The organism is Actinoplanes sp. NPDC048796, from assembly GCF_040650035.1.
Taxonomy (GTDB): domain Bacteria; phylum Actinomycetota; class Actinomycetes; order Mycobacteriales; family Micromonosporaceae; genus Actinoplanes.
Map to the genome: position 1 here is coordinate 1,694,105 of NZ_JBEZGO010000001.1, position 19,925 is coordinate 1,714,029.

General features: G+C 69.7%; 17 protein-coding genes and 2 tRNA genes. 8 read left to right on the forward strand and 11 right to left on the reverse strand.

Annotation, left to right across the window (positions count from 1 at the left end; translation table 11 throughout):
• Positions 1–76: 76 nt before the first annotated feature.
• Positions 77–1,099 carry a lamin tail domain-containing protein gene (locus AB0C26_RS07610; RefSeq protein WP_360243043.1) on the forward strand — a complete coding sequence of 341 codons (1,023 nt, stop codon included), beginning with the start codon at positions 77–79 and terminating at the stop codon, positions 1,097–1,099.
• 1 nt (position 1,100) lies between these two features.
• Here the strand turns inward: AB0C26_RS07610 and AB0C26_RS07615 are convergent, their stop codons facing one another.
• A complete protein-coding gene (locus tag AB0C26_RS07615) occupies positions 1,101–1,658 on the reverse strand; it encodes a TetR/AcrR family transcriptional regulator (RefSeq protein ID WP_360243046.1) in 558 nt (185 codons plus the stop codon).
• 124 nt (positions 1,659–1,782) lie between these two features.
• Between AB0C26_RS07615 and AB0C26_RS07620 the strand changes: the two genes are divergently transcribed.
• Complete coding sequence (locus AB0C26_RS07620) at positions 1,783–2,484, forward strand: SDR family oxidoreductase (protein WP_360243049.1); 702 nt, start codon at positions 1,783–1,785, stop codon at positions 2,482–2,484.
• 498 nt (positions 2,485–2,982) lie between these two features.
• On the opposite strand, the gene AB0C26_RS07625 is transcribed toward AB0C26_RS07620, so the two are convergent.
• From AB0C26_RS07625 to AB0C26_RS07635, 3 genes are all read right to left on the reverse strand, one after another.
• A tRNA-Met gene (locus tag AB0C26_RS07625) sits at positions 2,983–3,056 on the reverse strand.
• A gap of 64 nt (positions 3,057–3,120) precedes the next feature.
• Positions 3,121–3,882, reverse strand: coding sequence for a PaaX family transcriptional regulator (locus AB0C26_RS07630; RefSeq protein ID WP_360243052.1), 762 nt, complete (start codon positions 3,880–3,882; stop codon positions 3,121–3,123).
• On the reverse strand, positions 3,879–4,448 hold the full coding sequence (locus AB0C26_RS07635) for a GNAT family N-acetyltransferase (RefSeq protein ID WP_360243637.1): 570 nt from the start codon (positions 4,446–4,448) through the stop codon (positions 3,879–3,881). The genes AB0C26_RS07630 and AB0C26_RS07635 overlap by 4 nt, the downstream gene beginning before the upstream one ends.
• A gap of 39 nt (positions 4,449–4,487) precedes the next feature.
• On the opposite strand from AB0C26_RS07635, the gene AB0C26_RS07640 reads away from it, so the two are divergent.
• Positions 4,488–5,471: an alpha/beta hydrolase gene (locus tag AB0C26_RS07640; protein WP_360243055.1), complete on the forward strand. Its 984-nt coding sequence runs from the start codon at positions 4,488–4,490 to the stop codon at positions 5,469–5,471.
• A 1,038-nt stretch (positions 5,472–6,509) separates the two neighbouring features.
• On the opposite strand, the gene AB0C26_RS07645 is transcribed toward AB0C26_RS07640, so the two are convergent.
• The 3 genes from AB0C26_RS07645 to AB0C26_RS07655 all read right to left on the reverse strand — a co-directional run bounded on the left by AB0C26_RS07645 (position 6,510) and on the right by AB0C26_RS07655 (position 10,762).
• Positions 6,510–6,583: transfer RNA gene (locus tag AB0C26_RS07645), tRNA-Met, on the reverse strand.
• 86 nt (positions 6,584–6,669) lie between these two features.
• Positions 6,670–9,651, reverse strand: coding sequence for a UPF0182 family protein (locus AB0C26_RS07650; protein WP_360243058.1), 2,982 nt, complete (start codon positions 9,649–9,651; stop codon positions 6,670–6,672).
• 79 nt (positions 9,652–9,730) lie between these two features.
• Positions 9,731–10,762, reverse strand: a complete 1,032-nt coding sequence (locus tag AB0C26_RS07655) for a PDZ domain-containing protein (RefSeq protein WP_360243061.1) — start codon at positions 10,760–10,762, stop codon at positions 9,731–9,733.
• A 180-nt stretch (positions 10,763–10,942) separates the two neighbouring features.
• Between AB0C26_RS07655 and AB0C26_RS07660 the strand changes: the two genes are divergently transcribed.
• Positions 10,943–12,109, forward strand: a complete 1,167-nt coding sequence (locus AB0C26_RS07660) for a zinc-dependent metalloprotease (RefSeq protein WP_360243640.1) — start codon at positions 10,943–10,945, stop codon at positions 12,107–12,109.
• A gap of 124 nt (positions 12,110–12,233) precedes the next feature.
• Here AB0C26_RS07660 and AB0C26_RS07665 read toward each other — a convergent pair whose 3' ends face one another.
• Positions 12,234–12,830, reverse strand: coding sequence for a hypothetical protein (locus AB0C26_RS07665; RefSeq protein WP_360243064.1), 597 nt, complete (start codon positions 12,828–12,830; stop codon positions 12,234–12,236).
• 9 nt (positions 12,831–12,839) lie between these two features.
• Complete coding sequence (locus tag AB0C26_RS07670; protein ID WP_360243067.1) at positions 12,840–13,373, reverse strand: M48 family metallopeptidase; 534 nt, start codon at positions 13,371–13,373, stop codon at positions 12,840–12,842.
• Positions 13,374–13,826: 453 nt separating this feature from the next.
• Here AB0C26_RS07670 and AB0C26_RS07675 point away from each other — a divergent pair, with 453 nt between their 5' ends.
• From AB0C26_RS07675 to AB0C26_RS07690, 4 genes are all read left to right on the forward strand, one after another.
• Entirely contained in the window at positions 13,827–13,988 is a 162-nt protein-coding gene (locus AB0C26_RS07675) for a DUF5679 domain-containing protein (protein ID WP_015625326.1), read from the forward strand.
• Positions 13,989–14,240: 252 nt separating this feature from the next.
• Positions 14,241–15,419, forward strand: coding sequence for a ThiF family adenylyltransferase (locus AB0C26_RS07680; RefSeq protein WP_360243070.1), 1,179 nt, complete (start codon positions 14,241–14,243; stop codon positions 15,417–15,419).
• 750 nt (positions 15,420–16,169) lie between these two features.
• Positions 16,170–17,525: an AarF/ABC1/UbiB kinase family protein gene (locus tag AB0C26_RS07685; protein WP_360243073.1), complete on the forward strand. Its 1,356-nt coding sequence runs from the start codon at positions 16,170–16,172 to the stop codon at positions 17,523–17,525.
• Positions 17,526–17,530: 5 nt separating this feature from the next.
• Positions 17,531–18,799, forward strand: a complete 1,269-nt coding sequence (locus AB0C26_RS07690; protein ID WP_360243076.1) for a M18 family aminopeptidase — start codon at positions 17,531–17,533, stop codon at positions 18,797–18,799.
• 274 nt (positions 18,800–19,073) lie between these two features.
• Here the strand turns inward: AB0C26_RS07690 and AB0C26_RS07695 are convergent, their stop codons facing one another.
• On the reverse strand, positions 19,074–19,436 hold the full coding sequence (locus tag AB0C26_RS07695) for a WhiB family transcriptional regulator (RefSeq protein WP_203768959.1): 363 nt from the start codon (positions 19,434–19,436) through the stop codon (positions 19,074–19,076).
• Between the two features lie 145 nt (positions 19,437–19,581).
• The gene (locus tag AB0C26_RS07700) at positions 19,582–19,848 is read right to left on the reverse strand and encodes a hypothetical protein (RefSeq protein WP_360243080.1); all 267 of its coding nucleotides are present in this window, start codon (positions 19,846–19,848) and stop codon (positions 19,582–19,584) included.
• Positions 19,849–19,925 lie beyond the last annotated feature (77 nt).

Sequence of the window (19,925 nt, forward strand, 5' to 3'; positions counted from 1 at the left end):
GAAATGTCCGTGCGGGCCATCTGAGCAGCGGAAACATCTAACTACGCTGCTGTGAATGATCTCCAGGCTCGTGTCTATGGCTGTCGTTTCCGGGCTCGGCGCGGCGGTTGCCGTCGCCGTGCCGGCTCAGGCCGCCGGTGTTCCCACGCTGCGGGCCAGCGCCCCGGTCATCGTCGGCTACAACCCCGTGACACTGTCCGGCACCGCCGACGCCGGGGCTCAGGTGCGGCTCTACGAGACCGCTATCGGCTGGAACGACATGCAGCCGGCCCAGGACTGGACCAACGGCGGCACCGTCGTCGCCACCGCCGACGCCTCGGGTCATTATTCGTTCAGCCGGTACGTCGACTCGGGCTTCCTCTTCGAGGTTCACCAGGGCACCGCCGTCTCCAACCGCGTGACCGTCTACTCCCGGCTGCAGGTCGGCCTGAGCGGCGGGTCGACCGTCGCCGGCCGGGCCGATCTGACCGCGTGGAACGTGCCGGGCGAGGGCGGGTTGCCGTACCAGTTCCAGCTCAAGCAGGCCGACGGCACCTGGAAGACGGTGTTCTCCGGCAAGGGTTCGAGCGACGCCGACGGCGCCTTCCTCGACGCGCGGATCAGTGGCCTGACGCCCGGCAGCGTCCAGACTTTCCGGGCGTACGCCGGCGGCGACACCTCGCAGGGCGTGCAGGGCAACTACTCCAAGGAGCTGAAGGTCACCGTCAAGGCGACGGGGGCCGGCTCGGTCCAATTCACCAAGATCAGGTACGACTCGACGGGCGCCGACACGGGCACCAACGCCAGCCTGAACGCCGAGTGGGTCAAGCTCACCAACAAGACCGGAACCCGTGTCAACCTCAACGGCTGGACCCTCCGCGACGCCCAGAACATCGTCTACAGGTTCACCGGCACGGTCTATCTGAACGCCGGCGCGTCGGTCCTGGTGCAGACCGGCAAGGGTACGAACACGGCGGTCCGCCGATACTGGGGCCGTACCGGCAAAACGGGCTACGTCTGGAACAACGGCGGGGACACGGCTCAACTTCGTACCGCCGCGAATGTGACCGTCGACACCTGCAAGTGGTCGCGCGTCGGCACCGGCGAAACCACCTGCTGAGTCACCCCTCGACACCCGCGGCGTCGAGGAGCACGGTGGCCATCTCGACCGCGTCCGGCGCCTCGCCGTGCATCACGGCCCAGGCGCTGGCGCCGTCGAAGGTCATCGTGAGCTGCCGCGCCAGCCTTTCCGGGTCGGCGGCGCCGCCCTGCTCAGCCTCGGCCCGGAAGAACGCGGTCAGCTGGTCCTTGTAGCGCCGGGCCACCAGCCGCGCGGGATGCTCCGGCGCCTTGACCTCGACCGAGACCGCGACCATGGGGCAGCCCTGGAATCCGGGCGCGGCCGAGGTTTCCTCGAAGCGGCGGAACACGTGCAGGATCCGCTCGCGATGGCTGGACTCGTCGCCGGCGGCGGGCAGGAGGTACGCGGTGAAGGCCGGCCCGACGCGGTCGAGCCCGGCCGCCAGGATCTCGTCCTTGCTGCCGAAGAGCTGGTACATCGAGCGCTTGGAGACACCGGCGGCACGGCTCAGAGCCTCCACGCCCACGCCGACGCCCTCGCGATAGAAGAGGTCCGCCGCAGCGTCGAGCAGGCGGTCCCGCGTGGCTTCCCCGGTCATGCCGCCAGCATAGCTCGCACCAAAACCGATCGGTTTCCTTTGTCACACGGCACAGCCTTGCCGTACCGAAACCGATCGGTTTACCTTGGTGGAAACCGATCAGTTTTCTCCGAGAGGCCACGCCATGACCACCATCAAGGACTCTGTAGCACTCGTCACCGGCGGCAGCCGGGGCATCGGCAAGGCTTTGGTCGAGGAGTTGTACGCCCGGGGCGCGGCCAAGGTGTACGCCACGGCCCGCGACCCGCGCACGGTGACCAACCCCGACGCCGTACCGCTGGCCCTGGAAGTGACCGACGAGGCTTCCGTGGCCGCCGCGGCCGCCCAGGCCGGCGACATCACCATCCTGATCAACAACGCCGGCATCGCCTCCGGCGCCTCGTTCCTGGACTCCCCGCTCGACGAGGTCCGCCGCGACATGGAGGCCAACTTTTACGGCCCGCTGCTGCTGACCCGCGCCTTCGCCCCGATCATCGAGCGCAACGGCGGCGGCCACATCCTCAACGTGCACTCGGCCCTGTCCTGGTTCGCCGACGGCGGCCCGTACAGCGCCTCGAAGGCCGCCCTCTGGTCCCAGTCCAATTCCTTGCGCCTGCTGCTGCGCCCCCGCCACATCGCCGTGACCGGCCTCCACGTCGGCTACGTCGACACCGACATGACCACCAAGATCGACGCCCCCAAGACTTCCCCCCACGACGTAGCCGTGGCCGCCCTGAACGGCATCGAGTCCAACGCCCACGAGGTCCTGGCCGACGACGTAAGCCGCACCGTCAAATCCGCCCTCTCGGGAGACCTGACCCTCCTCTACAAGCAGCTAGCCGCCTGATCCCCTTCCATAAGCAGCCAGTTCCTACCCGCGGATCACATCCGTCGCGCCCGGCACGCACGCAGGCAGGCAGTCGCGCCCAGGCCGAGGGTGGCTCGGTAATTGACGCCCAGTCGCCGAGCCCGCGCCAGCGGAAGCCAGGTTCGAACGCAGGTGAGCGACCGCCGATCAAGCCTCGACGTTTCCGCCGCCGACCGGCCGACCGCTCTAGCAGCGGGATCAAGTAACAGGTGTCGGCCGCCCAACCCCGTACCAAAGCAAGCGACGGGTGTCAGCCGCCCAACCCCGCACCAAAGCAAGCGACGGGTGTCAGCGGCCCAACCCCGCACCAAAGCAAGCGACGGGTGTCAGCGGCCCAACCCCCGTACCAAAGCAAGCGACCACAACCACCCACCAAGCGCAACAGACCGCACCGTGGGGGTCTGGGGGCTCGGCCCCCAGGGGCAAATGCGAAAAATCCCCGTCCGCGCACTCCGCGGACAGGGATCTCCCAATTTGTAGCGGGGACAGGATTTGAACCTGCGACCTCTGGGTTATGAGCCCAGCGAGCTACCGAGCTGCTCCACCCCGCGTCGGCTTCTTAACACTACCTTGCCGCCCTCCTTGGTGCCCAATCCGGGGTCCACGATCGGCGAATCACAGCCATCCGCGGTAGAGGCGCCCGTCGTTCTGCTCGTTCCAGGCGGCGAGCCAGGCGCGCCGGACGTCGCTCGGCGGCCACGGTGACGGGCGTAGTTCAAGCGGGATGAGCGGGTCGTCGCGCATGGCCCGTTCCAACGCCTCGGCGAGCCGGAGCCGTTCGACGACCGGGTCCGGGCCCGGCTTCAAAATCACATGCTCAATTGCGGTGTACGCCTCGACGACCGGCCCCGCCGGCCACAGCAGCTCGGTGAGCTCGACGGGGTCGGTGACCCCGCGGACGTCGAGGTCGGTCGCGGTCGCCCGGACGAGGCGGGCCGGGCTGTCGAGCATCGGGCTCAGGTCGTGCGGGCTGACGTACAGGCCCGGCGCGAGCGCGGCGGCGCCGGCCTCGACGAGCGAGCGGCGCAACTGATCCCTTACGGCCCGCTCGTCTTCTTGAATGCCGAAGGCCAGCAGCCGCCACCGGCCGTCCCAGGGCGCCTGACCGGCGTCCTGCGCGAAGGCGAGCCGCAGGGCCAGCCTGTCCCGGTCCAGCCGTTCCCGCCCGGCCGGGGTGAGCGCGAGGCTGCCGCCGCGCCCTCGGCCCGACTGGATCACCTCGCCGGCCGCGGCCATCCGCCGGATCGCCAGGCGCAGGGGCTGATCGTCGAGGCCGGCGGCGTTGGCCGTGTCGTAGACGAGGTCCAGCCCGACCTCGCCTTCCCGGGGGAGAAAGGCCTCGATCACCGTACGCGGCGTGGGCGCGGCGCCCGTCATCTCGCGACCCGCTTCCGCATCGTCTTGTACCGCCGGAACCCGTAGAGGCTACCGAGTGAACCCATCGAGCCCTCGTCGACGACGCGGTATCCGAGCCGCCGGTACAGGGCTTCGGCCCGCGGATTGGTGTCGACGACCGACAACTGCACCTCCCGGTCTCCGCACCCGGCGGCATGCTCGTGCGCGGCCGCCAGCAGCGCGGTGCCGAGGCCTCGCCCACGACGCCGGGCGTCCACGCAGATGCCGTCGAGCACGAGCACCCCGTCCCGCTCGGCACGGCTGAGCGGGGCGAGGGCGACGGTGGCCCGGATCGCGCCCGTCCACCCGAACTTGTCGCGCAAGCCGCGCCAGGTCAGCGCCGCCGCTCCCGCTCCACCCGCGTGGAACCCGCAGACGCCGGCCACTTCACCGTCGACCCGGGCCACGAACATGCGGTCCGCCCGAAGGTTGTCCGTCACGAACGCCTCGCCCCTCGCGGCGTCGGGGAAGCCCACTTGGAGCTTGCGCCCGAAGGCCGCCCAATACAACGCGCCCACGTGCTGACGCTCCGACGCGTGGAACCCCATCTCAATCACACGTGAAAACCTATCGCATACGATACGAGCGTGAAGAAAAAGATACTTACCTTGTTAGCGATCGTCCTGACGCTGGTCGGCGGCATCACCGTGGTGGTTCTGCTCGGCAACGACTACCGGATCACCGAGGAGCGGCTGACCATCGACCTGCCCGGCCGCAGCCTGGACGCCGTACTCGCCCGCCCTCGCGACAGCGACCCCACCGGCCTGGTCGTCATGGTCCACGGCGACGGCCCGGTCGAGGCCACCCACGACGGCCTCTACCGCCCTTGGTTCGAGGCCGCCGCCGACGCCGGCTTCGCCACCCTCTCCTGGACCAAGCCCGGCAACTGGCTCTCCCAGACCATGGACGATCGCGCCCACGAGGTGGAGGCGGCCATCGACTGGGCTCGTGCCCGCCCCGACATCCCCACCCGCGCCCTCGTGCTGTGGGGCGCCAGCCAGGCCGGCTGGGTCCTCCCCAAGGTCGCCGCCGCCCGCAACGACCTGACCGGCATCGTCGCCGTCAGCCCCGCCATCAACTGGCTCCGCCAGGGCCGCTTCAACCTCCTGGCCGAACTACGCGAGTCCGGCGCCACCCCCGAGGACCAGAACCGCGCCGTAGCCGCCAGCAACCAAACCCGCGAACTACTGACCAGCAACGCCGACTACGCCACCTACCGCGCCCACACCCCCGACCCCATGGACGCCGCCCGCTGGACTTTCGTCAAGCTCAACTACCGCTCCGACGCCACAGCCGACCTGACCGCCGCCGCCACCAAACACCTGCCCACATTGCTGATGCTCGCCACCCACGACCTCAACGTGGACACCACCGAAACCGCCACCACCTACCAGCGCATACTCGGCCAGTCCCTGACCACCAAGCACTTCAGCGCCGCCCACTCCATGGCCCGCCCCATCATGGAAACCTCAAAGTTCACCGGCCTAACCACCGCCACCCTGTGGCCACGCTCCTTACTCGCCCCCGGCGTCTTAGACACCTACCGAACCACCCTCACCACCCTCCACTGACAACTCCGTCGCACCCCCAAGCGCCGAGTCAGCACCCCACAACTCCCCCCCCCAGACGACATACCGACCGAGCCAACACCAGAAGGCCCACTACCCCGAGCACCACGTCACGCACGACACAGCCACCGTCCACCAAAGACCCCGACCACGAACGCACCCAATCCGCAGACGCCACTTATCCGCAACGACGCTCCCACCCCAGCAGCCGACCACAAGGCCCAAGCCCTGCAACGAGGGCACGAGACCTGGCGCGAGGACGCGCCACCCGGGTCCCGGTGCGACGGCGCGAGACCCGTACCCACGGCGCGAGTCCTGGGACGCGGAGGCGAGGCCCGGGGCCGGAGCGCGGACGCGAGACCAGGGCCTGTGGCGCGAGCCCTGGGGCACGGGGGCGAGGTCCAGGCCCGCAGTGCCCGGCCCGCGGACCGCAGGGCCCGGCCGTAGACCGCAGGGCGCGGGCCGTAGACCGCAGGGCGCGGGCCGTGGACCGCAGGGTCGCGGGGGCAAGGCGCGGTGCCTGGGGCCGAGGGCGGGGCACGAGGCCCGGGGCGCAGAGCGCAGGGGCGGGGCGCGAGGTTCTAGAGCGCAAGGTGCAAGGCGCGGGGCACGAGATCCGAGGGCACGGGGCGCCAGGCGCAAGGCGCCAGATGCGAGCGCGCAAGGCGTGGGCGCGGGCGCAAAGGCGCAAGGTCCGAGCGCGCGAGGCGCGAGGGCGCCAGGTCCAAGGGCGCGGAGCGAGGCGCCAGGCCCAGGGCGCCAGGCCCAGGGCGCAAGGCGCCACCGCGCAAGGCGGGAGGCGCAGGCGCGCGAGGCGCAGGCGCGCGAGGCGCAGGCGCGCGAGGCGCAGGCGCCAGGCCCGAGAGCGCAGGGCGCGAAGTCCGAAGGACGAGCCGTCACTCCGATGCAGGCGCAGCCTGCGAGCGCAACCACCCACCAAGCGCAACAGACCGCACCGTGGGGGTCTGGGGGCTCGGCCCCCAGGGGCAAATGCGAAAAATCCCCGTCCGCGCACTCCGCGGACAGGGATTTCCCAATTTGTAGCGGGGACAGGATTTGAACCTGCGACCTCTGGGTTATGAGCCCAGCGAGCTACCGAGCTGCTCCACCCCGCGTCGGCTCGTTAACACTAGCGCAACTGTCTGTCTTGCTGCAAAACGGGTGGCGGTGGCCCTCCTCACGGTGGGCCACCGCCTTTCTGTCAGCCGCTTGGTGTGGGGTTGGGCGCCGCGGATCCTGATGGCGCCGGTGCCGACGGGGCCGAGGAGGGGCCCGACGACGGTGAGGTGGATGGGGCGGTGGCCGCCTTCTGGGCGTTCTGGAAGTTGGTCATCGCGGTGTCGAGGGCCTGCAGCGCCTCGCCGTATTTGGCGAAGTCGCCGGACTGCTGGGCGGTTTTGACGTTGGCGATGGCCGTGTCGAGGGCGGCTGCCGCCTGGGCCAGTTCGCCGGTCAGGGAGGCCGGTGGCGGGTTTGTCGTGTTGCCGTTGCCGGTGTTGTTGCCGCCGGTGTTGTTGCCGGTGCCGGAACTGGCGTTCTTGCCCTGGGCCACCAGCTGTTCGAGGCCCTGTTTCAGGTTGTCGGCGAGGACCACATACGTGCCGCCGTCGCCGTACGACATCAGGACCTTCTGCAGCAGGGGTGCGGCGTTGTCCTGGTTGCCGGTCTTGACGTAGACCGGTTCGACGTACAGGACGCCGCCTTCGACCGGCAGGGAGATCAGGTTGCCGTACAGCACCTGTGATTGGGCGTTGTTCGACAGCAGGTTCAGCTGTTGGCGTACGGCCGCGTTGTTGGTCATCTTCTGATGGACCTGGACCGGGCCGGGGATGACCGTCTGGTCGGGTAGTTCGAGGACCTGGAGCACCGGTTTGTTGTCCACGTACGAGCCGGAGATCAGGGCCGCCAGGTTTTCCCGGTTGGCCGGTGTGACGCCGGCCGTGAGCTGGAATCTGGTCTGGTCCTGTTCGGGCAGCTGCACGTTCAGGTAGAACGGCGGCTGCTTGATGTTGCTCGAGGGCGAGTCCGGCGCGTTCGGCACCTGCCAGAAGTCCTGGCCGGAGAAGTACGCCTGCGGGTCGGTCACGTGGAACTTGGTGAGCAGGTTGCGCTGCACCTTGAACAGGTCCTGCGGGTAGCGGAAGTGCGCTTCGAGCGACGCCGGCGTGTCCGCCTTCGGGATGATCAGGTCACCGCCGAACGCCTTGTTCCACGCCTTGAGCACCGGGTCGTTCTCGTCGAACTCGTACAGCTTGACCGTGCCGTCGTACGCGTCGACGGTCGCCTTGACCGAGTTGCGCATGTAGTTGACGTCGTCGCGGGCCAGGGCGAACTGCCCCTGACCGGTGAGCTCGTCGCGCGTCTCGTTGGCCAGGTTGATCTTCTGGCTGTACGGGTAGGTCGCGGCCGTGGTGTAGCCGTCGAGGATCCAGGTGATCCGGCCGTCGACCACGGCCGGGTACGGGTCGCCGTCGATGGTGAGGAAGGGCGCGACCTTTTCCACGCGCGAGCGCGGGTCGCGGATGTACATCAGCCGGGACTCGGAGTTGACCGCGTCCGACAGCAGGAAGTTGCTTTCGGTGTTCTTGACCGCGAAGACGAGCCGGCGGAAGAACGAGCCGATCGGGACGCCCCCCTTGCCGTCGTACGTGTAAAGCTCCTCGGCGTTGTTGTTCTCCTCCTGCGGACGGTCGAACTCGACCTTCTTGTTCGCGTCCTCCTGGCCGACGATCGCGTACTCGGTGGACTGCTCGCCGAAGTAGATCCGCGGCTGGTCGACCTTGATCTCGTCGCTGGCCGAGGAGCAGCCCGGCGGGCGGTCGTCGCCGAGGAAGCCGGAGACGAAGTACGGGAGGCCACCGCAGACGACCTGGTTGGCCGGGGCCGCCACCAGGCCGTAGCCGTGGGTGTAGACGGTGTGCCGGTTGAGCCAGTTGCGCTGCTGCGCGGTCAGCTTGTCGTCGTTGATCTCGCGCGCGCCCACCACGTAGTCGGCGGTCTTGTCGTCGATCGTGTACCGGTCGACGTCGAGCTTCTTGCCGAAGTCGTAGAAGCCGCGGGACTGCTGCGACTGGGTGAAGGCCTGCGAGACCAGCTGCGGATCGACCAGCCGGGCGTTCTGGGCGCTCGTGTCGCTGGTCAGCCCGGCTTGCGGGACCACATTGTTGGCGCGGTAGGGCGCCGTCTCGGTGTCACTGATGCCGAATGCCGCTCTGGTCGCCTCGATCGAGCGTTTGATGTACGGCGCTTCCTTCTCGGCCAGGCTGGGCTTGACCGAGAAGTTCTGCACGGCGAGCGGGTAGATGCCGCCGATCGCCACCGCCGAGATGGCCAGCAGGGCCAGCGAGACGCCGGGCCATACCAGGTTCCGCATGCCCGCGTTGGAGAACACGATGATCGCGATCGCCACCACGATGGAGATGTAGGCGAGGATCTCCTTGGCCGGCAGCAGCGCGTTGACGTCGGTGTAGCCGGCGCCGTAGAGACCGGGCGACACGTGCTGCTCGAGCAGCAGGGCGCGGCGGTCGAGCACGTAGGCCACAGCCTTGAGCAGGACGAAGATCGCGACCAGGGTGGTCAGGTGGGCCCGGGCCGCGGTCGTCATGCGGTCGCCGACGCCCTGCAGGCGTACCCCACCGAAGATGTAGTGGACCGCGAGCGCGCCCAGAACGGAGAGCACGACGGCCGTGAAGGCGACGCCGAGGATGTAGCGCCACAGCGGGTAGTCGAAGACGTAGAACCCGATGTCCACGTTGAACTGCGGGTCCTTGACGCCGAAGTTCCCGCCGTTGCGGAACAGCATCCAGTCTTTCCACCGGCCCTGCGCGGAGAGCCCGGCGAAGAAGCCGATGATCACAGTGATGACGGTGATCCACGTGCCCAGGCGGGGCGCGATGATCATTCGGTAGCGCTCGAGGGTCGCCTGCTCGGCCGAGTGCGGCCGCAGCAGCGGGCGCAGCCGGTAGGCCAGGTAGAGGTTGGCCGCGATGATCAGGGCCACCGCGATGCCGATGGCCAGGAACAGCAGGAGACGGGTGAGCAGTACACCGGAGAAGACATTGACGAAATCAACTTCGTTGAACCACAGATAATCGGTGTACGCGTCGATGCCCCACCCGAGCAGCGTGAAAAGAAGGAAGACCCCGACCAGGACGCCGACGGTGACGCGACCGCGCCGGCTCATCCTCGGAAGAGGGCTATTTCGCATAACCAACGGAGGCTCCACAATTCAGTCGGGCCGGTGTCTCACAGTACGACATCTGTCACGCGGCCGAGCACGGCTTGGGGGTGCCGCCGCCGGTGAAGGTCTTGAGGGCGGTCAGCGCGTCGTCCACGGTGGCGACCTCGGCCATCGGCAGGCCGTCGACCGCGTTCTTCAGCGCCTCGGCGCAGTTGTCTTTGGGGACCAGGAAGATCTGAGCGCCGGCCTTCTTGGCGCCGACGAGCTTCTGCGGGATGCCGCCGATCGGGCCGACGTTACCGCTGTCGTCGATCGTGCCGGTCCCCGCGATGATCTTCCCCCCGGTCAGGTCCTCGGGCTGGAGCTTGTCGAGGATGCCGAGGGTGAACATCAGCCCCGCGCTCGGGCCGCCGATCTTGTTCAGGTCGATCTTGACCTTGAACGGGGCGTCCTGCTTGGTGCCGATCTCGATACCGAGCCGCGGCGTCTTGTCGTCACCGCTCGTCTTGGTGGTGATCCGGCCGGTGGCGGCCTTGCCGGCGCGCGTGTAGGAGATGGTGAAGGTCGTGCCGGCCGGCTTGGCCCGGACCAGCTCGGTCAGCTTGTCGGGCTCGGTGATCTTCGTGCCGTCCACGGCGGTGATCACGTCGTCGGCCTTCAGCACGCCGGTCGCGGCGCCGTCGGCGGTGACCTTCTTGACGTAGGGCAGAACCGGGTAGCCCAGCTTCGTCAGCGCGACGGTGACGGCGCTGGCCTGCGACTCCGTCCACTCCTCGGCGTTCTGCTGCTCGACCTGTTTCTCCGACTGGTTCGGCGGGTAGATCAGCTCTCGCGGCACCACCGCGTCCGAATGGCTGAACCAGCTGCTGATCGCCCACACCAACTCGACCTGCGACTGCACGTTCACCGTGGTCAGCCGGAGCTGCCCGGCCGACGTCGAGGTCTTGGCGGCGTCCGTCACCTGGATCACCTCGGCGCCGTTGTCCGAACCGAGCGTGTTGACGGTCGGCCCGGGCTTCAGCACGACAAAGGGCAGGGGTGCGGCCATGACACCGACTGCCAGCAGGGCGGTGATCAGGGCGCCGAGGATTACCGTGACACCACGACGTCTCATGCGCGTGAGACTATCCCCCCTCCCTGAGTGCTCTCTGAGCTGACCAGAGTTCTCTCTGAGCGGACGCCGCCATCGGTCCGGAGCGGGCGTTTCCCGCGTACGGTTGACTACGTGCCTGATATCCCGTTCGGCTTCTCCCTGCCGGGCGCCCAGCCGCCCGACCCCTCCGACCCGCAGCAGATGCAGCAGTTCATGGCGCAGCTGCAGCAGATGTTCGCCGGTCCCGGCAGCGGCCCGGTCAACTGGGACCTGGCCCGGCAGGTCGCGGCCAGCCAGCTGTCCGCGTCCGGTGACCCCGCGGTGAACATGTACGAGCGCAACCAGGTCGAGGAAGCCCTGCGCCTCGCCGACCTGTGGCTCGACCCGGCCTCGGCGCTGCCCAGCGGCATCCGTTCGGCCGCCGCCTGGAACCGCAACGAATGGATCTACAACACCCTCGACGTCTGGAAGAAGCTGTGCGACCCGATCGCGGGCCGCATGGTGGGCGCCATGGGCGACCTCGTCCCCGACGAGGCGAAAGCGCAGCTCGGCCCCATGCAGTCGATGGTGGCCACGCTCGGCGGCGCCCTGTTCGGCGGCCAGCTCGGCCAGGCGCTGGGCCAGCTCGCGGCCGAGGTTCTCTCGGCCGGCGACATCGGCCTCCCGCTCGGCCCCACCGGCACGGCCGCGCTCGTCCCGGCCAACATCAAGGCGTACGGCGAGGGCCTCGAGATCCCCGAGGACCAGGTCCGGCTCTACGTCGCGCTGCGCGAGGCGGCCCACCAGCGGCTCTTCGGTCACGTCCCGTGGCTGCGGGCGCACGTGCTGAACGCCGTCGAGACGTACGCCAACGGCATCACGGTCAACCGTGAGGCCATCGAAGAGGCGATGAGCCGGGTCGACCCCACCGATCCCGAGTCGATGCAGGCCATGGCGCTCGAGGGCATTTTCACACCCGAGGACACGCCGCAGCAGAAGGCCAGCCTGGCCCGCCTCGAGACGGCGCTGGCCCTGATCGAGGGCTGGGTCGGCCACGTGGTCGACTCCGCCGCCGGCGACCGGCTCCCGTCGGTGGTCCAGCTCGGCGAGGCGTTCCGTCGCCGCCGGGCCGCGGGCGGCCCGGCCGAGCAGACCTTCGCCGCCCTGGTCGGCCTCGAGCTGCGTCCACGCCGTCTGCGCGAGGCGGGCGCGCTCTGGGCCGCGGTGGCCGAGCAGCGCGGCATCCAGGGCCGCGACGCCCTGTGGGGCCACCCCGACCTGCTGCCCACCGACGAGGACTTCGCGAACCCGCAGTCCTTCGCGCAGGGCAGCTCCGACTGGGACATCAGCGAGCTCGACAACCTCGACAAAGGCGACGAGGAGAAGTAACTGGCCGTGGCCGGTCCGGCTCTTTTGAATGTACGGATCGGCCACGGCTCCGCTTCGACAGCGCGGCCTCGCTGCCGTCCCCAGCCTTTGCCGCGTGCTGCGGGCTGAGCTGCAACTCGAGCTTTCAGCCCCCGAGGATGGCCCGGGTGTTCTCCCAGCCCTCCAGAGCGGGGTCGAGCGAGGCCAGCTCGGCCGGGCCCTTCAGGCGGCGCCACTCGGGAGTCGAGGAGACGGCGCCGGGCTCGGGAGCCGTACGCCGGAGAAGTTGTGCCGTCGCCGTGTCCAGGTCGAAATCGGCCAGCCAGGATGGGACGGGAAGGCTCGTGGCCAGACCGAGCAGGCCGTTGCCGGGGCCGCCGGCGGCCACCGCGACCGCCTTGGTCTCCAAGGGCCGCAGAAGCTTGCCGAGGATCATGCCGGGCAGGTCGGGGGCGTCGGCCGCGATCACGGCGGCCTGGTCGAAGCCGTCGGCCTCGGCCGCGGCCAGGACCGGCAGGTAGGTCGGGGTGGGCACCTCGTAGATCCGCATGCCGGGCCAGGCGATCTCCTCGGCCAGCTCACGGTCGGCCGGGGTCGCCGCGATGGCCGCGTCGGCCTGGGCCAGGCGGGCGAGCAGGTCGACCACGTCCTCGGCCAGCGCGGCCCGCCACACGGCGCGTTCGACGCCGGGCGGACTCCACTCGACGGGCACCAGCAACGCAGCGACGAGCCGTTTCACCACGGCTCAACCCTAGTCGTCGGCGAGCACCAGCCCCGTGGCGGCCGAGATGCCCTCGAGGTAGCCGCGGGCGCGTTCGGCCTTGGGGTAGCGGTTGACCAGCTCCCAGAAGCGGGGGCTGTGGCTGGGGACGACCAGGTGGGAGAGCTCGTGCAGCAGCACGTAGTCGATCACCCAGTCGGGCATCTCCTGGATGCGGTGGGAGATGCGGATGGTGCTGTCGTCGGGGGTGCAGGAGCCCCAGCGGCCGTTCTGGTTGGTCACCCAGCGCACGCTCGCGGGCCGGACCCGTTCGGCGTGATCGGCGAGGTATCGGCCGGTGAGCCGCCGGGCCCGGGACAGAAGCTCCTCGTCGGTACGGCGGATGCGCTCCTCACGGGCCTCGAGGCGGGCCAGCATGCGCTCGACCCACTCGGTTTCCTCGGCGCGGGAGAACCTGTCCGGAATGAGCACGACCACGCGCTCACCGTCCCGGTACGCGGACACTGTGCGACGCCGGCGCTGGCTGCGCCGCACTTCGACGACAGGCTTGCGCGTCCGGGCCATCACCGGCTCGCGAGGCCCAGATTCGGGTTCACGTTGAGACGCTAATCCGTGAGACCCATGTCACCGCAAGAGTACGGCCGATGACACCCGCCGGATATGCGTAGTTGCTCCCTGTATTACCGGAAAAAATTTCCACAGCCGCAACATCGATGACAGCTTGCCAACTTAGCGCACGCGTCCCCCGTCCCCTTTATGACCTTTTGAAGGCAATCCACGGCGTGTTGCGGCACAACTGGCCAAAAAGGGCGATTCCGCCCGGCACACTCACGTCGGCGCCGACACCACCGACGCCGCGCTGACATGGAACCGGCTTGACCTGGGTAGTGGACGGCCCTGACGGGTGGCCACATCCACGTGGTCGCGGAACGGTCCAGCGCCGAAACAGGTCGCGGCCTGCCACCGCGAGCAGGCATCGGGCCGACCCCGGCCGACAAACATTGACGAGGAGGAACCGTGGCCGACAACACGTACAACGGCTACTGCGTGAAGTGCAAGGAGAAGCGCGACTTCCAGGGGACCGTCGAGGTCTCGAAGACGGGCATGAACATGGCCAAGGGCAAGTGCCCGGTGTGCGGCACCACGGTCAACCGCATCCTGGGCAAGGCCAAGGCCTAGTGGCGCGGTCGCGCCGGGGCCTCTAGGCCACATCCGAGTTCCCGGCAAGGCCGTTCACCCACCCGGGGAGGGCACGTCGCCCTCCCCGGTGCTTTACCTGGCACCGCCATATCCACACCGAATCGGGCACGTTGAGTGAGGTTGTGGACAACTCTCTAGCCTGTGGATAACTCCCGCAGAGCTGTGGATAACCCGCTTCCCAGGCGGTGCGGCCCTGTGGACAACCAACTCGCTCCGCATCGCCGTGGTGACATGCTGTCACCCGTGAACCGCCCTCTCCTCCTCCCGGGACTCCCCCGAGTCTGGCGGGACGACACCGAACTCCAACTGGGCGCCGACCCGGCCCGGGCCGTGCTGCTGCGCCTGCCCGACCCCCGAGCCGCCGAGATTCTCGACCTGCTCGACGGCACCCGCCCCGAACGCCAGGTCCTGCTGAGGGCCGCCGAGCTGGGCATACCCCTCGACCAGGCCCAGGCCGTCCTCGAGATCCTGCGTGCCGCCGGCCTGACCCTGCCGGCCACCGCCCTGGTCCCGCGCACCTCGACCGGCGGCGTCCACCAGCGCCTGCTCGGCGAGGCCACCGCCCTGGCCTTCCGCGACCGCCGAACCCGCCGGGCACCCGCCGGCGAGGCGGCGGCCACCCCCGCGCCCGCGCCGGAGCGCCGGGCCCCACCCGCCACCACACTTCGGCGACGGCAGGTCGCCTCGGTGTTGATCACAGGGCGTGGCCGTCTCGGCGCGCCCATCGCGGTCGCGCTGGCCGAGGCCGGCGTCGGCCACGTGCAGCCGAACATCTCCGGCGCCGTCCACCAGGACGAGCTGGCCGCCGGCCCGTTCCGCAGCGGCGCGGTCGGCGCCCCGCGCAGCGAGGCCACCACCGAAGCCCTGTCCGAGATCATGCCGGGCGTCGACACCCGCCGCCTCCGCACAGCCCGGCCGTCCCTGGTCGTCCAGCTCGACCACGACGAGCCCACGATCCTGGTCGCCGCCGCACACGCCGCCCGCGGCCAACCCCACCTGGCGGTGACCATCCGCGAGGGCGCCGCCGTGATCGGCCCCCTGGTCCCCCGCACCGGCGGCCCGTGCCTGGCCTGCCTCGACCTGCACCGACGAGACCGCGACGCGACCTGGCCCGGCGCACCCCGCCCACCAGTCCCGGAACCGTGCGCGGTGACAACCTTGCTGGCGGCCACCGCCTACGCCACCGCCGAGGCCCTGGCCTACCTGGACGGCGACACCCCGGAAACCCTGGGCGCCACCATCGAGATCACCGGCCCGGGCCACTTCCGCCGCCGCACCTGGCCACCCCATCCCCGCTGCGGCTGCACCCGCCCCCGGCGCCGCCCCGTCCCCACCCAGCGCCCATCGGAGCGAAAACCCGTGCGCCCCTCGAAGGGAGGCGCAACCTTGAGGACACCCACCTCCACCTGAGGCAGTCCACCGCCACACATCGCCGGCGCGCCTCCGCGCTGCTCCAGCTGAGGCAGTCCACTGCCACACATCGCCGGCGCGCCTCCGTGCTACTCCAGCTGAGGCAGTTCACTGCCACACATCGCCAGCGCGCCTCCGCACTGCGCGCAGCCGCCGGAACGACCCGGGCAGAACGCGGAGCGAGCCGGGGCTAGAGCGGCCCCGGGCGCAATATATGTCGAAAGGGCTTAAAGACGCATAAGGCGTCAAGGACCACGCAGCCGAGATCCGTATCCGCTGGTGCCGCCGATCTGGGGCCAGCGCTCCCTACGCGAAGTGGCGGAGGACCGCGCCAGAGAGGGGCGTACCGCCTTCCCCGCACGCGCACAGCAGGCGGTGGAAGCGACGGGCGAAAGGGGCCGTGGCGGAAGCACCGAAGACGGGCCACCGGCGAGGTGCCGCCCCGGACCACGTCGCCGAGGTCCGCCGCCTCATGTGCGGCCGAGTAGAAGGCCGTGGAGCCGAGTAGAAGGCTGTGGAGGCCGAGTAGAAGGCTGTGGAGGCCGAGTAGAAGGCTGTGGAGGCCGAGTAGGAAGCCGTGGAGGACGAGTAGAAGGCTGTGGATATTGAGTAGAAGGCTGTGGAGATTGAGGTCAGAACGGGTGGGGTTTGTGGAGGGGCAGGAAACTTGTAACGGACTTTTGCGGGCAAGTACGGCGAAGCCACCCCAGGCGGGCCGAGTAATGGCGCGGCGTCGGTCACAATGATCTGGTGAGCGACATACCGCGGCGGGCGGCGGCCCGTACGGCCAAGCTGGCCTCGCTTCCTCTCGGGTTCGCCGGGCGGACGGCTCTGGGGCTGGGCAAGCGGGCCGTCGGAATCGCCACCGACGTCATCTCGGCCGACATTCAGCAGCGCACCGCCGAGCAGCTCTTCAGCGTGCTGGGGCAGCTCAAGGGTGGCGCCATGAAGTTCGGGCAGGCGCTGTCGGTCTTCGAGGCGGCCATGCCCGAGGAGATGGCCGGGCCTTACCGGCAGGCACTGACCAAGCTGCAGGAAGCGGCCCCACCGATGCCGGTGGCCGCGCTGCACAAGGCGCTCGCCGAGCAGCTCGGGCCCGACTGGCGTGAGCTGTTCGCCGAGTTCGACGACAGCCCGGCCGCCGCGGCCAGCATCGGGCAGGTGCACCGGGCGGTGTGGAAACTGCCCCCGGCGCGCAAGAACGCCAAGCCCAAGACCGTGAACGTGGCCGTCAAGGTGCAATATCCGGGGGCCGGCGAGGCCCTGCTGGCCGATCTGAAGCAGCTGTCCCGGCTGGCCGGCATGTTCAAGATCATTCAGCCCGGAATGGACATCAAGCCGCTGCTGGCCGAGCTCAAGGATCGGATCACCGAGGAGCTCGACTACGCGATGGAGGCCGAGACGCAGCGCGCCTTCGCCACCGCGTACGCCGGGGACCCGGAGATCTTCGTGCCCAAGGTGATCGCTTCGGCGCCGCGGGTGCTGGTGACCGAGTGGGTCGAGGGCACGCCGCTGGCCAAGGTGATCGCGGACGGCACCGAGGCCGAGCGGGACGAGGCCGGGCGGCTCATGGCCCTGCTGCACTTCTCGGCGCCGGCCCGCGCCGGGCTGCTGCACGCCGACCCGCACCCGGGCAACTTTCGGATGCTGGCCGACGGGCGGCTCGGCGTCATCGACTTCGGCGCGGTGGCCCGGCTCCCCGGTGGGCATCCGGAGGCGATCGGCCGGCTGGTGCGGCTCGCCCTCGACGACGACGCCGACGGCGTGGCCGACGGCCTGCGCGAGGAGGGCTTCATCAAGCCCGACGACGAGATCGACGCCCGGGCCGTGCTCAACTTCCTGCGGCCGATGATCGAGCCCGTCGCGGTCGACGAGTTCCGGTTCACCAGGGCCTGGCTGCGCGGCGAGGCCACCCGGCTCAGCAACCCGCGCTCACCGGCGTACCAGCTCAGCCGCAAGCTGAACCTGCCACCGTCGTACCTGCTGATCCACCGGGTGACGCTCGGCTCGATCGGTGTGCTGTGCCAGCTCGAGGCCCGCGCGCCGTACCGCGCGATCCTGCAGAAGTGGCTGCCGGGATTCGCGCACGAGGCGCCCGTAGCCTGAAGGCCATGACCCACATCGACGATCTGGCCGCCTTCGTCTCCGCCTCACCCAGCTCGTACCACGCGGCGGCCGAGGTGGCACGCCGTCTGGGCGAGGCCGGGTACCGCACGCTCGACGAGACCGCCGACTGGCGCGGCGAGGTCCGGCCGGGCGCGCGGCTGCTCATCGTGCGGGACGGCTCGGTCATCGCGCTGGCCATTCCCGAGGACGCGAACGCCGGCACCCCGTTCCGGATTCTCGGCGCGCACACCGACTCGCCCGGCTTCAAGCTCAAGCCGAAACCCTCGACGGCCGCTCACGGCTGGTTGCAGGCCGGGGTCGAGGTGTACGGGGGGCCGATCGTCGCCTCCTGGTTCGACCGTGAACTGGAGCTGGCCGGCCGCGTCGTGCACCGCGACGGCACCAGCCACCTGGTGCGGACCGGGCCCTTCGCCCGCATCCCGCACCTGGCCATCCACCTCGACCGCGAGCTGAACAGCGGCTTCGCCCCCGACCGGCAGCGCGAGGTCCAGCCGGTCTTCGGGGTCGGCGCGGCGAGCGAGGCCGACGTGGTCGGTCACCTGGCCGGGCTGGCCGGCGTCGACAGCGAGGCCGTCGCCGGCTACGACATCATCACCGTCGACAGCGCCGCGCCGGCCCGATTCGGTCAGGACGGCAAGCTGTTCGCCTCGGCCCGCCTCGACAACCTCTCCTCGGTGCACGCCGGGGTGACCGCGCTGCTGGCCGCCGAGCCGGCCGGCGCCATCGCGATCCTGGCCGCGTTCGACCACGAGGAGGTCGGCTCCGAGAGCCGCTCCGGCGCCGCCGGCCCGTTCCTGGCCGACGTGCTCGAGCGGGTGTCGTCCGCGCTCGGTGGCGACCGCTCCGATCTGGCCCGCGCCATCGCCGGCTCGTGGTGCCTCTCCTCGGACGCCGGTCACGCCGTACACCCGAACCGCCCGGAGAAGCACGACCCGGTGAACCGGCCCGTCGCCGGTGGCGGCCCCCTGCTGAAGATCAACGCGGTGCAGCGGTACACGACCGACGCGACCGGCGCCGCGCTGTGGGCCCGCACCTGCGCCAAGGCGGGCGTGCCGTGGCAGGAGTTCGTCTCGAACAACGCCGTCCCGTGCGGCTCGACGATCGGCCCGATGACGGCGGCCCGGCTCGGCATCCCCACGCTGGACGTCGGCATCCCGCTGCTGTCGATGCACTCGGCCCGCGAGCTCACCCACGTCGACGACCCGGCCTACCTGGCCGCCGCGATCACGGTGTTCCTCTCAGCGGGAGCCTGAGCAGAGAAACGAACGGCCCGTCCGCACGAAGCGGACGGGCCGTTCTCATCTCATCGGTGTCTAGAAGCGTCCACCACCGAGTTCGCGCGAGGCCCGGTGCTGGGCCTCCATGGCTACTCGACGGGCGGGACGGTGTGCCTCAGGTGTGTAGTCACTCTGAGGCCGACGCATTCGGGCACGGGACAACGCTTCTTGGAGGAGTCTCATCTTCGTTCCGTTCGGGTTCATCTCGATGCTCGGCTTTCGGGTGAGGGGGTTGGGGAGGGTGTTCACGTCATGCCGCCAGGCGGACGGAGTTGCGGGAGTCGAGTCCGTTCGCGGCGAGCCGCTCCTCGACCTCGTGGGCCAGCTCGGCGTCGCGCGCCACGTCAGCCTTACGGGGACGGCCACGCGGCCGCTTGCGCGGAACCACGGCACCGCGCTCGAAGATCTCGCCACCCCAGACACCCCAGGGCTCGTTCCGCTCGACCGCGCCGGCCAGGCACTCGACGCGCAGCGGGCAGTCCCCGCAGAGCGACTTGGCCAGTTCCAGCTGAGCCGGGGAGTCCGAGAACCACAGGTCCGGGTCGAACTTCCGACAGGGCAGGTTTGCCTCGATCTCGACGCTCACGTCGAGTGGGGCCAGCGCCAGACTCATAAAGCCCGGTCACCTCTCTCTTCTCTTCGATCTTCTGGATCGCCGTTCAGGTCGTGCGTCCGGCCGGTGAGCCGGCAAAAAATTAAGGCCGCGGATCCCGGTTACGGGTTCCGCGGCCTCGAGGTGAGCCGGAGGTCTGAGTCTGTCAGACCGGCCTTCCTCGAGGCGGGACACCGCTGCCACCATCCGTGTAGCGCTTGATGGAGACATTGCTGCCCTTGAACCCAGTGGTGCCTTCGATGCGCGCAGCGCCGCCCAGCTCGGCCCGGGCGGAGACCTGGTGCACCAGCGACACCGGAGCCCGCTCAGCGGCCAGCACTGCCACGGGGGCAGCCGACTGGAAAGCGGACGGAGCGCAGGCAAGGGTCAGCGGCATCGACGGTCGCGTCATCGTCATCTCGAAGATCTCCATGTCTGCCACCTCCTCCAATTGCTTGCACTCGTCTTCTGACCTCGCCGAACGTTGCCGCTCGGTGAGCTGTGTTCTGA